Below are 14889 nucleotides of genomic sequence, written 5' to 3' on the forward strand. Positions count from 1 at the left end.
CCAACCCAATAAAAGAAAAAGGAACCAGTCGCAACCGGATCCTTTTTCTTGTAAGCTAGCCCCTCGTTCACTTAATAATCTTTACAAATACGATAAACACAATTCCTTCCATTCTCTTTTGCCAAATAAAGAGCTTTATCGCATGTAATATAAAGTTCATCTAAGTTTGTATGTGTATCAGGAAGAACTGTAAGCACCCCTAAACTAATCGTATAAGACAATTGTATTTCATTGATGCCTGCTTTCTCTATGTCTTTAATAATATTTTCAGCAAATAATGTGGAATCCGAGTCCCCCATTCCAGGAAGCAACATGGCAAACTCGTCACCACCATACCTTCCTAACAAATGGTTTGAAGAAAGACGTTCATTAATACAATTTACTATATTAATTAGAACCTTATCCCCTATATTATGTCCATTGCTATCATTGATTTTCTTAAAATGATCGATATCAAAGAGGATAAAGGATAGAGGTATTTTATTTTTAACACAATCCTTTAGGCTTTGTTTTCCCCGAGTAATAAACGTCCTACGATTTAATGCGTTCGTTAAATCGTCATAAGCTGCCATTTTAATTAATTCTTTATCAGCATCTTCTTTTAATAGTAAGACAAACCCTGTGTTACTTAAAATCATGATAATAAAAACAGCTAAAAATGAGGTGGATTGGCTTATTCCTGAGGAAACAAGTTCTATGGTAATATTTGAAAATAAGGCAATGATTCCTCTAGCCATTAATGTTAGAACAACCAGAAAGTAGAGATATCCCATTAACCTCATTAACAATGATGCTTTATTAGTAGTAATGAATTGGTAAGCGGGTATGATAAGCAGAGCAGCAGATGCTAATGATCCAAAAGCCAGTCGTGCGTTTTCAGTGTTATCTAAGAAAATAATCATTTGAAAACCAACTATGTTAAAAGTGGTTAAGTATGCATATATTTTCATTAACCTGTTGGTAAATAAACCTCGCAGCATAAGTAGGGCAATTGCCTCAAGGGAGATTCCAATAAACAAAAATGTGTTTGCTAATGATATAGATAAAAACCCTGAAATGTCACCACGTAACATAATTAAAAACCAACTTAATGCTTGAAACAGTTTCGCATAAAAAAAGGATTTAAAAGTCATAGTTTTCTTATATTGCTGCCAATACGCTGTTATTAAAACTAAAGTAAATAAATGACCAATTACAAGAGTGACACAGATGGTTTTTATATCTAATAGAAAATTCATTTTTAAACTCCATTCAATCCACAAATAAATACAACTTATAGTATATCAAACTTGTAAACATAAAATATTAATTTTTCGCTAAGTCCTTCAAAAGGTCAGAAAGCTAACTGGGAGAGTTATATTTAAGGAGCTCCAATATAACTCCTCAACATCCCTTTGTTACTATCTTTTAAAAAGAATTGTGTATTTTGCTCTTCTCAAAACTAATCCAAAACACCAAAATACTCTTAACTTTAATAGTTTATTCTTCTTTCTCAGCTTCCTGAAGGAGCTTATACATAGTTAAGACAGCCTCGCATCCACAAAATGAATACAAGGCTGTCTGATTAAGGTGTTTTAATAGGTTTTTTCTTGTCAGGCATTTTTATCTGCCCAAGACCCAGCTCTTTTGCTTCCCTTTGCAAGGCTTTAAGCAAACTGATGACGATTAATCCTAATATTATGGAAAACGGCAAAGCTGCAATGATCATAGTATTCTGTAATGCCTGTAACCCGCCGGAATACATGAGAACTAGTGCAGTCCCGGAAAGATAGATTCCCCAGATGATCTTGATCGGATTGCTTGGATTCTGTGATCCATTGGATGTCATCATCCCCAGGACATATGTACCTGAGTCTGCGGATGTAACAAAGAACGTTACAATGATCACAATGGCTAGCAGCGATGAGATCATAGAAATCGGATACGTTTCTAATAGACCAAATAGTGATTCTGGAGGCGATAAGCTGGAAATTGAGAGCAACCCGGTTAACTCGGTTGTGATAGCCGCTCCTCCAAATGTCGTAAACCAGATGAAACATATAAGTGACGGAGCAAGCAGAACGTAGACAATAAACTCCCGGATTGTTCTTCCTTTGGATACCCTGGCAATAAACACGCCTACAAATGGAGACCAGGCAATCCACCATGCCCAGTAGAAGATCGTCCATCCATTAATCCATCCTCGGGCTTCTTCGTTCATCGGGGCAATACGAAAACTCATATTCAGGAAGTTCTGGAAATAAGCCCCGACCGTGTCGACTAACAGATTAAGTATGAAAAGGGTCGGTCCGAATATGAACACGAAAAGAAAAAGAATTGCGGTAAGTCCCATATTCAAATTACTCAAAATCTTGATTCCTTTACCTAAACCAGTTGAGGCAGAAATGATAAACAGCACTGTCACAATCCCCACAATGATCGTCTGAACCATTATGTTGGTTGGCACTCCAAACAAGTAAGAAAGTCCCCCGTTTATTTGCGAAGCACCGAAGCCAAGCGTTGTTGCAACCCCTAAGATTGTGGCAATAACTGCAATGACATCAATCACTGTACCAACTGCCCCATCTACATGTTTTCCAATCAGCGGACGTAATGTTTTACTGATTAAGCTTCTTTCCCCTCTTCTAAAAGTGAAGTAGGCCAGAGCTAAAGCAATGGAACCATAAATCGCCCATGCATGAATTCCATAGTGGAAGAATGTGAATCTCATTGCATCTTTAACGCCTTGGTTGGTTCCAGTTTCGCCTGTAGGTGAACTGATGGCAAAATGGCTGATCGGCTCGAAAGTACCGTAGAAGAGTAATCCAACTCCCAAACCGGCACTGAAAAGCATAGCCACCCAAGTTGGTCGTGTAAACTCGGGAACATCATCCTGCCTTCCGAGCTTGATCCGTCCTACCGGGCTTACCAATAGGTACACACACACTCCTACGAATACAGTCACAATCGCTAAGTAATACCAACCGAAACTATTCAGGATGCAGCCTTGAGCGCTGCTCGTAACGCTCTCCAAGAATTCCGGCACAAACACTCCCATGAGGACTAATCCTGTCATGATAGCTAATGATACATAAAAAACATTTGTAGCACTTTTCATATGTAATTAATAACTCCTAACTTTGATGCAATTTTTTGTTTGAATAAATAATAGGGGGGCACTCTCAGAAGGATTAAGAAAGAATAAAAAAACAATATTGTAGTATAAGGAGTAATATCATTTTCCCGCTTCTATACATTTACTTCTCTGCACATGACCCTTCAATTATATCCTCTTTGATACACTCTATTCAAAGTTCATATGTAAGCATTATCATCCATTTAAAGCTTTTGAGATATAATAAAAGAGAAAAATACTTGCATTAGGCCAAAATACTCTTTAATCGTTCTATTTACTCTGTCACTGTTATAATTTTAAGACTCTTTCGATTATATTCAGGGGTATGTTCCAGACGCTTATACCCCTCTTACAAATAAAAAACACTCACAGATTTTGAAAGATCTGTGAGTGTTTTTATTTTCTTCAGCCGTTATTCCAGTAATTAGCTGCCTGCTAAAAATATTATGCAAGCACCTCATTTTCTGCCTCAAAGGTATTAAGCAATGAACGTACTTCAGCCGTTGATTGTGTTTCCATCAATTGATTTCTTAACTCGCTTGCACCGCGGAATCCTTTTACATAGATTTTAAAGAATCGACGAAGAGCAATAAACGGACGTGGTTCTTCTTCCGTTGAGTACTTATCATAAAGGTCAAGGTGCAGACGCAGGAGATCCAGCAGTTCTTTGCTGCTGTGTTCCTTCTTCTCTTTTTCAAAAGCGAATGGATTATGGAAGATGCCGCGTCCGATCATAACGCCATCAACGCCGTATTTCTCAACCAGTTCCAAACCTGTTTGACGATCAGGGATATCCCCATTGATTGTCAGCAGGGTATCCGGAGCCACCTCATCACGAAGTTTTTTGATTTCCGGGATGAGCTCCCAATGAGCGTCCACTTTACTCATTTCTTTTTTTGTACGGAGGTGAATTGAAAGATTCACGATGTCCTGCTTCAATAAATGTGTTAGCCAGTCGCGCCATTCATCTACCTCTGAATAACCAAGCCTTGTCTTCACGCTTACAGGCAAACCTCCTGCCTTTGCAGCTTGAATGAGCTCTGCCGCAACTTCAGGTCTGCGGATTAAACCAGAACCTTTTCCGTTCCCTGCCACATTAGCTACAGGACAACCCATGTTGATGTCGATTCCCCGGAATCCTTCTTTAGCCATTCCGATACTCATTTCGCGGAAGAATTCGGGTTTATCTCCCCATATATGAGCTACAATCGGCTGTTCATCTTCTGTAAAAGTCAAACGCCCGCGCACACTTTGGCGCCCATTTGGATGACAATAACTTTCCGAATTCGTAAACTCAGTAAAAAACACATCCGGTCGACCTGCTTCACTTACTACATGACGGAAAACAACATCCGTCACATCTTCCATTGGTGCCAGTATAAAAAACGGTCGTGGTAATTCACGCCAAAAATTATCTTTCATATCGTAATTCATTCCTCTCATTATCAGGGCATCAGTTAAACCTTGATGTCACTCCAATATTAAAAAGCAAAGATATCTCTCCTTCTTTGCTCCTTTACACTTATACCATGCTTAAGCACTTTTTATCAACTATATATCTTTAAAAATTAATCCAAAAAAAACAACAATAAGGATTATACACCAAATATGTACATTTGTCTTATATTTCTCCTGGTAAAACTGTTTTCAAACGTGATACTCTGCTGGATGACGAGGGTGATAGTGTATTTACTATGTTATTCGTTCCACTTCTTCTCTATGCATTAAGAGTATTCCTCTTCCTCGAATAGTTTCTCTAAAGAAGAAGCCTATTAAATGAGTAAAGCTGTTTTCATATAGATTGTTACTTTCGGAAAAATCCCAAGTGCCGGATTTTTCCCCTGGTTACAAGTTTTTTTCTCTATAAACAGGGAGAGCAGCTCTTTTCTCTCTTTGCTTACCAGGGAATTCCTGTAAATTACGGCTTTTTTTTGCAATCATAGTACAAAGTTTTAGAAAAAGCCATGATTAAAAAGCTACATAACTTAGGATGTAAACATAATACCAAGCTCCTGCCATTATAAAAAACATTAGCAGAAAAACCACACCTGCCCACTGCACCATGGATTTCATCCAAAAGGCAAAGCTCAAAAACACATAAAATATAATACCGTTCAGTATCAAATAACCAAATGAACTCTCCTGCTTCCAACCCCAATATAATGGGGAAAATAACGGTTCCGTTAACAAATTCAAGGTTTGGAGAGTACTGTTTATTCCTATATCGATGCCATAAGAATTTACTTCTAGAAAGAGATTTCCCATCAGTGCGAATGTGCAAAATAACAAAATCCATAAGAGAATCTGTGTTGTTTGCAGAACTGATTTTTTATAAATATTTTCCTGTTCATTTATGATTCTTTTTAAAATCAATGGTTTCTCATCCTAACTTAGAAAGAAGGAGACTGATCCCTTTTCTTTTTTTATACTATTCTATCAAATTAATGCGTTACTATGGCTACATCTATATTAAGGTTTTTCCAAGTAACAAACCTTACGCTCTATTTAAGAACAGTGAAATACCTCAAATCACTTCAATATTTCAGCAACCTCACCTTTAGCGTCTATAAAGGATAATCGACTCCTAATTGCTCTTTCCTCTCTCGCTTTCCCGCTAGCATTCTACTATGAACTTAATTATGTAGAATGTTTGATAACCAACAAGGTGGGAATTCTTTAGATATCTTCAAATATTGCAGAGGACGGTGCTAACATGGAAAAAACAAGCTCTTACACTGAAATGGATGCTAATTTAAAACAGTTAGAAGATGATTATATAGAAGCTCTAGATGCTAATGGAAGCAGGTCGGTAGAGGATTTCATTCAGAAATTCTTAAATGATTCCTGGGAATATAATCAAAGCAACCTCGAGATGATAAAATCAGTCATGAGTCGTTATACCAAGGGAGAAATTAGCAAATCCACCTTTAGTGAATCATTTAGTCGTATGGTTAACCACTTGCAAAAAAAGTTATCCGTTTTGGATGAAAATAATGATTTTCCGTTACTTCATACCAGCTTAGGCGCATCCGTTCTAGTTTCCTTTGTAGATGGGTTAGTCATTCAATACTATGCAGGAGTATATAGTGTGGAAGATTTGAGACAACTTACTCCTCATTTGAAAAGCGTAATTCTCAATGCTCTAAGTACAGGTAGAGAGCCTATATGAAAAATTACTCCTCTCTTATGAGTGTATAGACAGAGCAACAGCAAATTCTAACACCTTGATAATTAATGTATTCTTGCTCACGTTATTCTTTATAAGGCCTCTAACATTAATTGAATATTGGAAAGCGGTAAAAGGTGGTTTTTTAAATCAGCTTTTTTACGTTTCAGAACATATTATTTATGATATTTATTACTTAAACTCATTACACGAACATTTGTTCCAGTAGGAAATTAGTAAATACAAGACAATAAAAAAAGACTCCCCAAAAGGAAGCCTTCCTGAAAATTATACAAATATAACCCACAAAATCATCGTCGTCACAATCGCCACCAACCCTTGGATTAACGTAGCCATGGTTTGCGCTTTGTAAGCATCGGTAATTTTCATTCCACTGAACTCTTTTACCACCCAGAAAAAGCTGTCATTTACATGGCTGACTGTCATTGCCCCTGCACCAATGGCCATGACGACCAAGGCTAATGGCAGTGCACCTTCGATTCCCATTTGCGGAAGTAAAGGGGCTACAAGTGTTGATGTAACGACCAATGCTGCCGTTGAGGATCCTTGTGCACTCTTTAATGCAGCTGCAATGATGAATGGAATCACTAGCAGGAATACTCCACTCAGAAGTCCCCCATCTGCAAAGCCCTGAATCAAATCTGCAACAGGTGTCGCTTTGATCACAGAACCAAAAGCTCCGCCTGCACCTGTAATCAAGAGGATTGTTGCGGCATCCTTTATTCCATCGCCAACCCAGCCTGTCAGGGTTTCCTCATCCATTTTAGGCATTAAGAAGAAGGATGCGATTACACCCACCAGCAATGCGACCAGCGGCGAACCTAAAAAGGTGAAGATATCTGCAAATGTACCTTCCAGCTGCAGGAATTTAACGACAGACCCGAGTCCTATTAACAAAATTGGCAATACAATCGGGGCAAATGATTTGGTTGTTGACGGCAGCTCGCCAAATGATTTTACAATGTCATCATAGTTTAATTCCAGAGGTCCCTCATCTTGAACCTCAATTTTAGTTCCTACCTTCATAGCCCAGAAGTTACCTGCTAGAATGGTAGGTATCGCTACGACGATACCGACTAAAATGATCGTTCCCAAATAGTCGCTGGCGCCAATATTACCAGCAGCAGCAATCGGCCCTGGTGTTGGCGGGACAAGTGTATGAGTAGCATATAGCCCTGTTGCCAAGGCTACCGCCATCGACGCCACTGCCACTTTTGCCCTTTTGGCTAATGCTTTTTTTAAGCTTGATAGAATAACATAACCTGAGTCACAGAAAACCGGAATACTGACAATGGCTCCTATCAAGGACATAGCCAGCTGAGGACGCTTTTCGCCGACTAGACGAAGAACGACTTCAGCCATACGAAGGGCAGCCCCTGACCTTTCTAACACAGTACCGATGATGGTACCAGCAACGATGACGATCCCGATGTAACCCATCAATCCGCCAAATCCACCATTGACTGCCTCAACAATTGAGTCTAACGGCAGACCTGCCAGCAGACCGACAAGAAATGCTGCAAATAATAAAGATAAGAACGGATGCAACTTAAGCTTTGCCGTTGCAAAAACTATAAAGGCTACACCTAATAAAATGATTAAAAATAATAGAGGTCCCTCCATTTTTATTTCCCCCTTTTGTATAAGAACTGAATATTTCTGGCTACATCTACTGCCTTGTTAAATAAAAGTGATTCTGCGTTGTCCATGCACTGTTGTAAAGGCATAGGTCCACTGACAATAGAGTTGCAGCTGATAAAATATTGATATAATTCTTCGTACCCTTTGCCTAAGCCTCCAGAGATTAACAGGGCATTCACATTCATTTCAGCAGCCAGTTTTCCAACGTACCCTGGGACTTTTCCAAATAATGTTTGAAAGTCACTTTGTCCTTCCCCTGTGATAACAAAGTCTGCATTCTCCAACTTTACTTGAAGGCCTGCTGCCTCTGCGATTAGTTTGGATCCTGAGATCATTTCACCGCCTATAGCAAGGAAGGCGAACCCCAATCCACCTGCCGCACCTGCACCTTTATGGTTCATAAATTCCATATCGAGATGCTTCTCTATTAAACTTGCGTACTTTGATAACGCAGCGTCGAGCCGCTTTACCATTTCAGCATCTGCACCTTTTTGTGGACCAAATACAGCGGTTGCTCCGTTTTCCCCACACAGTGGGTTTTCTACATCACTTGCAATTTGAAAAGTACAGTCCTTTACCCTCCGGTCGATAGTAGAAAAATCCACCCGCTCAATTATTTCCACTGAGGCCCCTATAGGATCAACTCCCTTACCTTCTCCATCAAGGAATGTTACACCCAAGGCTTGAAGCATTCCTAAACCGCCATCATTGGTAGCGCTTCCACCTAAGCCAATAATAAACTTTCGATAGCCTTTCTGAATGGCTTCCTCAATAACCTCGCCTATACCATATGAAGTGGTATGCAGTGGATTCCGCTTCTCTTCTGGAACCATTGGCAGACCTGAAACTTGCGCCATTTCAATAATGACGGTTTCTTCATCACCGAGGAGACCATACTCAACTTCTGCCTCTTTCCCGAGAGGTCCCATAACCTTTGCTTGAAAGCGCTTACCTTTTGTGGCGAATAAAAGGGTGTCCAGGGTTCCCTCACCTCCATCCGCCATGGGTACGACATCAACTTTAGCATTTGGCAGTACAGTCAGGAAGGCTGTTTGAATAATAGTTCCTGCTTGCAATGCTGTTAAACTGCCTTTAAATGAATCTGGTGCAATTATAATTTTCATACACAACACCTTTTCTTTTAGAACTTATATAAAATTTATAATATTTTAAAAACAAAAACATTGGAAAGAATAACAAAGTTATCCCTTCCAATGTTCCGCTTGTTTGTGCAAATGCCCAATTGCATACTACTTTCCCAGCTGCTTTAAGAGCAATAATATTTTAAGGATGAATAAGTCATTCAATGATTTCGGATTAAGTTTCATAATTTGCTGGATGCTTTCTAATCTGTATGCCAACGTGTTGCGGTGAATATGAAGCGTTTTGGCTGTCAAGGTCAAATTATGATCACAATTAAATAAGGTCTGCAATGTATACAACAGTTCAGTCGGCAGCTTTTCAATGTCATACTGTTCGATGAATCCTTTCCGGAAAGAAACCGGCACCTGGTCTAACAGCTTAATGATTCCCCAGTCATCAATGTGGCTTATATTCTTTTTATCCATGAATTTCTTCATCAGACTAAGACTTTGTCTTGCTTCAAAATAGGACTTTCTAATACCGCTGACAAGTCTATGCCGGCCTCCTGCAGCTATCCTGGTTTCTGCATAGAGCTTTTTATTTTTTTTCATTATTGAGTTAAAAAACTTCTCAATTAATTGCACTTGTGATTTATAAGGGGGGATTTCAACACAGATTATAATTAATCCTTCCTTAGTCAGATCCATAAATGCAGATTCTGTTAAATACATTTTTATATCTTTATTGATCTCGTCCCATAATTCATTTCTTTTAATTAAATCCTTTAAGGGGTCCAACGCGTTTAGTGCCGATATTTCCATTAGAATCACAGCGTAGGCTCTGTCAAAGTCTATTTTTAGAAAGTGTTGTGCGTGGTTGGCTAATTTTTTCTCATCAAAAGTATCTGGATTAATGAGTTCCATGATCCAGGAGTGAAGCTGCTGTTGTTCAAAGTGTGATTGTTGCTGCAAATATGCCTGCTGAAGCATAAGTTCAACAGTTATCTTTGTCATTTGAACTAATTCCATCACCTGATCAGGTTTTCCTGTTATCCCCACTGTACCTATTATTTCATTCATGAACTCGATGGGCAGGTTGACCCCTTCTTTGGCCCCAACAAAACGAGAACTTTCTTTTGTTTCAATGATCAATGGTTTCTTCGATCTTTGTACTTCTATAGCACCTTCATGAATGGAATCAACCCGCTTTGGATCGGAGCTGGCAATAATCATTCCTTGATCATCCATGATATTCATATTGTAGTTCATAGTATTCGTCAACTTTTGAATAATTGGAAATGCTAACTCTTTTGTAATCCTCATGTTGATGCTCCCTAACTCATTTACTTTTTACGTAGACGTGACTTCTAATGATTGCACGGCTAGTACCTTAAACATCTTTACATTCGACAAGAGAATCTTAATTCCTTCAAATAAGAAACAGCAATTCTATTTTACTATGAACATATTTTTAAAAAAATAAATTCTCTAAGATAGCGCTTGAGGACTTTCATTGCCTAAACTTACAAATGTTCGTCCTCTAAATCGGTTCTAGAGGACTTTAACTTGCTCTAATCCCTAATTATCGCCCTCTAAACGGCTCTATAGGACTTTAATTACTCAAACTCCAAATTATCGCCCTCTAAACGGCTCTATAGGACTTTAATTACTCAAACTCCAAATTAACGTCCTTTAAAACGGCTCTATAAGACATTAATTACTCAAACTCCAAATTAACGTCCTTTAAAACCGCTCTATAAGACATTAATTACTTAAACTCCAAATTAACGTCCTTTAAAACGGCTCTATAAGACATTAATTACTCAAACTCCTAATTATCGTCCTCTAAAGCGGCTCTATAAGACATTAATTACTCAAACTCCAAATTATCGTCCTTTAAAACGGCTCTATAAGACATTAATTACTCAAACTCCAAATTATCGTCCTTTAAAACGGCTCTATAAGACATTAATTACTCAAACTCCAAATTATCGTCCTCTAAAACGGCTCTATAAGACATTAATTACTCAAACTCCAAATTATCGTCCTTTAAAGCGGCTCTATAAGACATTAATTACTCAAACTCCAAATTATCGTCCTCTAAAGCGGCTCTATAGGACTTTTATTTGCCCAAACTCCAAATTATCGTCCTTTAAAATAGCTCTATAAGACATTAATTACTCAAACTCCAAATTAACGTCCTTTAAAACGGCTCTATAAGACATTAATTACTCAAACTCCAAATTAACGTCCTTTAAAACTACGCTAAAGAACTCTAATACTCCAGATCCCAAATTATCGTCCTCTAAGAACTAAATAGAATCACTTAACTTCTATCTTCCGGTTTACTTTAAGCAACTCATCAATAAACCTTTCCTTATTTTTAGGTGAGATCAAAATGGTATTCCAGCTGTATCTGGACTCCACTTTACCTGTTGGTTTGCTGTAGGTGATCTCCAGTCTATCCAATGACAAAGCGGGACTTGAGAGCGGATTTCTGCTGGGCCTGACTGATTTAATCCGTTCGATTTCAATGGTATAGCGAATTGGACCTGCAACTATTCTCAGCACCCTATCGTTAATCTCATAATAAGTTGCGATAATCAACCAAATGATCAGGAGTGCTGCTGCCAATGGGATAATTACTCCTGCAAGTGAACCTGTTACATCCGGTTCACCCAGTACTCTGGTCACAAATTCCAGGTCTACAAATTGGATAACAACGGATAAAAGAATAACAATAAGAGCAACTAATAGGACAGGAAATATAACGATCCCTCTTTTGGAATAAAACCTCATTTACTTTACCTCCCTAACCAGTACTAGTATAAATACGAACGAGTGTCTTAAGAAGTTTCACAATCATCAAAAAAGCTGAAGGATCCCATCGACCCTCCAGCTAATCTTTATTTGATTAAGTACTGCCTTGGTGTTCCGAAAAAAAGCACTTGGTGGAACTCCGGAAAAACAGATTCAAATCTTACATAAATCGGGGCGTCGAGCAGCCATGGAAAGTATGTGAAAAATCCTCTGTCCCCATTCACTATGGCAGATAAAGCAAGTGGAAGTTCCTTTTTGAAAATCATGTATCGTACTTTTGCCATATTTTCATCAAATTCGCCTCCACTTACATATACCGTACCGGAAAGTGTGTACTGTCCCATGACTCTTGTCCATTCAGCAAGGACTTCATCCCTCATTTTAGGGTTCAACTTTTCCAAATCATAATGGCAGCCAATACTTAAAAACAGCTCTCCAGTCACATCTGAATGAGTCATTGTATACTTCCTGCCATCCATGGGGTGAAAAACAGACGAAGGCGGATGGTAAATAACCGAAAGCTTCTCTGGGTTAAATTCTCTCATCGTAAGCCACCTCACCATCATGATGTGTTTGCTTACAATTAACATATGATAAATGCCTATGAAAGGTTCGTTTTCCTTCCTAATTATCTTCCCACTGCACATCTGTCAGGTTCCATTGTCCTTTCTCGTAATACCAATACGAATAGACATTGCCGATCCCATCTGCCTGATATGCACCACTGATTCGCTGTATTCCTTTTAACCCCACTCCTTTTTGGTCTGGAATGTTGACAGTTTCAAACATGGCATAGGGAATCACCATCATTTCTGTCGGTTCATTCAGCTTTCCATCTTGGAAAATCCCTAACCGTTCATAATCATCCTTCCTGTCGCTCAAGTCCACTGTAACCGATTCATTTGTGTCATTAAAAGTAATAACACCTTTATAATCATTTTCGAAATGAGCTTCTATCGACAATGCTGGAGGCATCCCTATCTCTTCTTCAACATTATCCGCTAACGTGTAAAGGCTGTAGGAATATAGTCCACCGCTTCCTCCCGTTGCGGAAGACTGCAGAAGATCTTTTACACCATCATGATTCAGGTCTGGAAATTGAATTTCCGGTTCATAACCGCCTTCATAGTCAATTTGAACTTCTTTCCCTTCAGATGTATTAATTTCTGCCCAGATTTTCTTATAAAATAAGGCGCCCGGTTCGAAAGGCTTCCCCCACAATGTTATTTGGTCTTTTGCTCCGTCTCCCGTCATATCCTTTTCATAAGTCTTAATGGCAAGAACATTAGGCACGGTGTGTTCTTCTGCAAAACTCCCGGCAATCGCGTGCAGGGACATGAAAAAGAAAGCCGCAAATGCAAATAACAATTCCTTTCTCATTTGAACCTCTCCTTAAGAAATTAATTTTTCTTATGTTCTCCAAATCAGGTAATTGTATGTAACTTGTCTTCTCAGAATTGCAAGAATCCCCAAAAAAAAGCGGATGACCCAAGAGGCCAATCCGCTTTTGCATTACATATTTCGTTTTCTTTTCTCTTCTTCAGGCATAGATTCCCAGCACTCGATATTCTGTAAACCAGGTATCGAATTCGAATAAAATACAGGGTCTTTTCCTTCTTTTTTCTGTAACCGGTAATCCTTCAAAGCCGCTACGGCTATCTTGGCCAGCAGTGTAATGGCAATAAGGTTGATGATCGCCATGAAGCCCATGGAAAGATCGGCAAGTCCCCATACGACCTCAAGCTCCACTGTAGCTCCGAATACAACCATCGCTAATACTGCGAGTCGATAGACAAAAAGAGCAACAGGGCTGTATTTGATGAATTCAATATTGGTCTCGCCATAATAGTAGTTTCCGATAATAGAACTGAAGGCAAACAAGAATATTGCTATTGCGACAAACATGCCGGCCCAATCACCAACATGATGGGTCAAGGCCGCCTGTGTCAAAGTGATTCCGTCAAGATTGCCTGTGTACTGATTAGACAAAAGAATGATAAAGGCAGTGGAACTACAAATGATCAATGTATCTGTAAAAACACCTAACGTCTGGATCAGTCCCTGTTTAGCAGGGTGGGTCACCGCAGCTGTAGCAGCAGCATTCGGCGCACTTCCCATACCCGCTTCATTCGAGAACAATCCGCGTTTGATTCCCATCATAAGTGCTGCCCCAACACCCCCGCTGACCACTTCACGAAGCCCGAAGGCACTTTCAAAAATAAGAGTAAACATATCTGGAATTAACGTGATATTGGATAGTAATATAAAAAGTGCAAGCAATATATATAATACTGCTAATATTGGAACCAGAATCTGAGTAACACTCGCAATTCTCTTAATCCCGCCAAAAATGATCACAGCTGTAAGGCCTGCAAGAACAAGACCAATTGTCATGCGGTTAAGCCCATACGATTCATTCACAGCAATGGATATCGTGTTAGATTGTACCGAATTAAAGACAAGACCAAAACTGAATGTAATGACAACCGCAAAAACAATCCCCATCCAGCGGGCATTCAAGCCTTTTTCCATATAATAGGCAGGCCCTCCGCGGAAACCATCCTTGTCTTTGACTTTATAAATCTGTGCAAGGGTACTTTCCACAAAGGAAGTAGCTCCACCGATCAGGGCGATGAGCCACATCCAAAATACTGCCCCAGGTCCTCCACCGGCAATAGCAGTGGCTACACCTGCCAAATTCCCTGTCCCGACACGGGAAGCAGTAGAAACGGTAAACGCCTGGAAAGAAGAAATTCCTCTTTTTCCTTCTGCCGATATCGTTGCCTTATCAGTGAGCAGTCTGAACATCTCACCGATATAACGAAATTGAACCAAATTTAGTCTAATTGAAAAGTAGATTCCCAGAGCAATAAGCGCGGCAATCAGGATATAGCTCCATACAAACGTATTGAGGGAGCCTACGATGTCTATAAAATAATCCATGAAGTTTTTCTCTGTATCCATTGTTGTCCTCCTGCATAAATAGTGACAAAAACATCCCTTGGCTTTACCCTCGATATACCAAGTTAAAACCAAGCTAAGAA

The 14889-nt window shown here is 39.2% G+C and carries 12 protein-coding genes; 1 reads left to right on the top strand and 11 read right to left on the bottom strand.

Features of this window, described 5'->3' with window-relative positions; genetic code table 11:
• Positions 1–71: 71 nt before the first annotated feature.
• From BSG1_RS05665 to BSG1_RS05680, 4 genes are all read right to left on the bottom strand, one after another.
• Positions 72–1238 (bottom strand): GGDEF domain-containing protein, encoded by a 1167-nt coding sequence (locus BSG1_RS05665; protein WP_044022466.1) that lies wholly within the window; start codon positions 1236–1238, stop codon positions 72–74.
• Positions 1239–1564: 326 nt separating this feature from the next.
• Complete coding sequence (locus BSG1_RS05670; protein ID WP_006835978.1) at positions 1565–3097, bottom strand: BCCT family transporter; 1533 nt, start codon at positions 3095–3097, stop codon at positions 1565–1567.
• A gap of 462 nt (positions 3098–3559) precedes the next feature.
• Complete coding sequence (locus tag BSG1_RS05675) at positions 3560–4537, bottom strand: tRNA dihydrouridine synthase (RefSeq protein WP_198008197.1); 978 nt, start codon at positions 4535–4537, stop codon at positions 3560–3562.
• 546 nt (positions 4538–5083) lie between these two features.
• Positions 5084–5488, bottom strand: coding sequence for a hypothetical protein (locus BSG1_RS05680; RefSeq protein ID WP_006835981.1), 405 nt, complete (start codon positions 5486–5488; stop codon positions 5084–5086).
• A 340-nt stretch (positions 5489–5828) separates the two neighbouring features.
• Here BSG1_RS05680 and BSG1_RS05685 point away from each other — a divergent pair, with 340 nt between their 5' ends.
• Positions 5829–6284: a hypothetical protein gene (locus BSG1_RS05685; protein ID WP_006835982.1), complete on the top strand. Its 456-nt coding sequence runs from the start codon at positions 5829–5831 to the stop codon at positions 6282–6284.
• A gap of 285 nt (positions 6285–6569) precedes the next feature.
• Here BSG1_RS05685 and BSG1_RS05690 read toward each other — a convergent pair whose 3' ends face one another.
• From BSG1_RS05690 to BSG1_RS05720, 7 genes are all read right to left on the bottom strand, one after another.
• Positions 6570–7925, bottom strand: coding sequence for a GntP family permease (locus BSG1_RS05690; RefSeq protein ID WP_006835983.1), 1356 nt, complete (start codon positions 7923–7925; stop codon positions 6570–6572).
• Positions 7926–7927: 2 nt separating this feature from the next.
• A complete protein-coding gene (locus BSG1_RS05695; RefSeq protein WP_006835984.1) occupies positions 7928–9067 on the bottom strand; it encodes a glycerate kinase in 1140 nt (379 codons plus the stop codon).
• Between the two features lie 126 nt (positions 9068–9193).
• Positions 9194–10348 (bottom strand): CdaR family transcriptional regulator, encoded by a 1155-nt coding sequence (locus tag BSG1_RS05700; RefSeq protein ID WP_006835985.1) that lies wholly within the window; start codon positions 10346–10348, stop codon positions 9194–9196.
• Between the two features lie 999 nt (positions 10349–11347).
• Positions 11348–11824, bottom strand: coding sequence for a PH domain-containing protein (locus tag BSG1_RS05705; protein ID WP_006835986.1), 477 nt, complete (start codon positions 11822–11824; stop codon positions 11348–11350).
• Between the two features lie 107 nt (positions 11825–11931).
• Positions 11932–12390, bottom strand: coding sequence for a staygreen family protein (locus tag BSG1_RS05710; protein WP_044022467.1), 459 nt, complete (start codon positions 12388–12390; stop codon positions 11932–11934).
• A 79-nt stretch (positions 12391–12469) separates the two neighbouring features.
• Complete coding sequence (locus BSG1_RS05715; RefSeq protein WP_006835988.1) at positions 12470–13225, bottom strand: hypothetical protein; 756 nt, start codon at positions 13223–13225, stop codon at positions 12470–12472.
• A 132-nt stretch (positions 13226–13357) separates the two neighbouring features.
• Complete coding sequence (locus BSG1_RS05720) at positions 13358–14788, bottom strand: alanine/glycine:cation symporter family protein (RefSeq protein ID WP_044022479.1); 1431 nt, start codon at positions 14786–14788, stop codon at positions 13358–13360.
• Between the last annotated feature and the right edge of the window lie 101 nt (positions 14789–14889).

This window comes from Bacillus sp. SG-1 (assembly GCF_000181495.1).
Lineage (GTDB): Bacteria > Bacillota > Bacilli > Bacillales > Bacillaceae_B > Rossellomorea.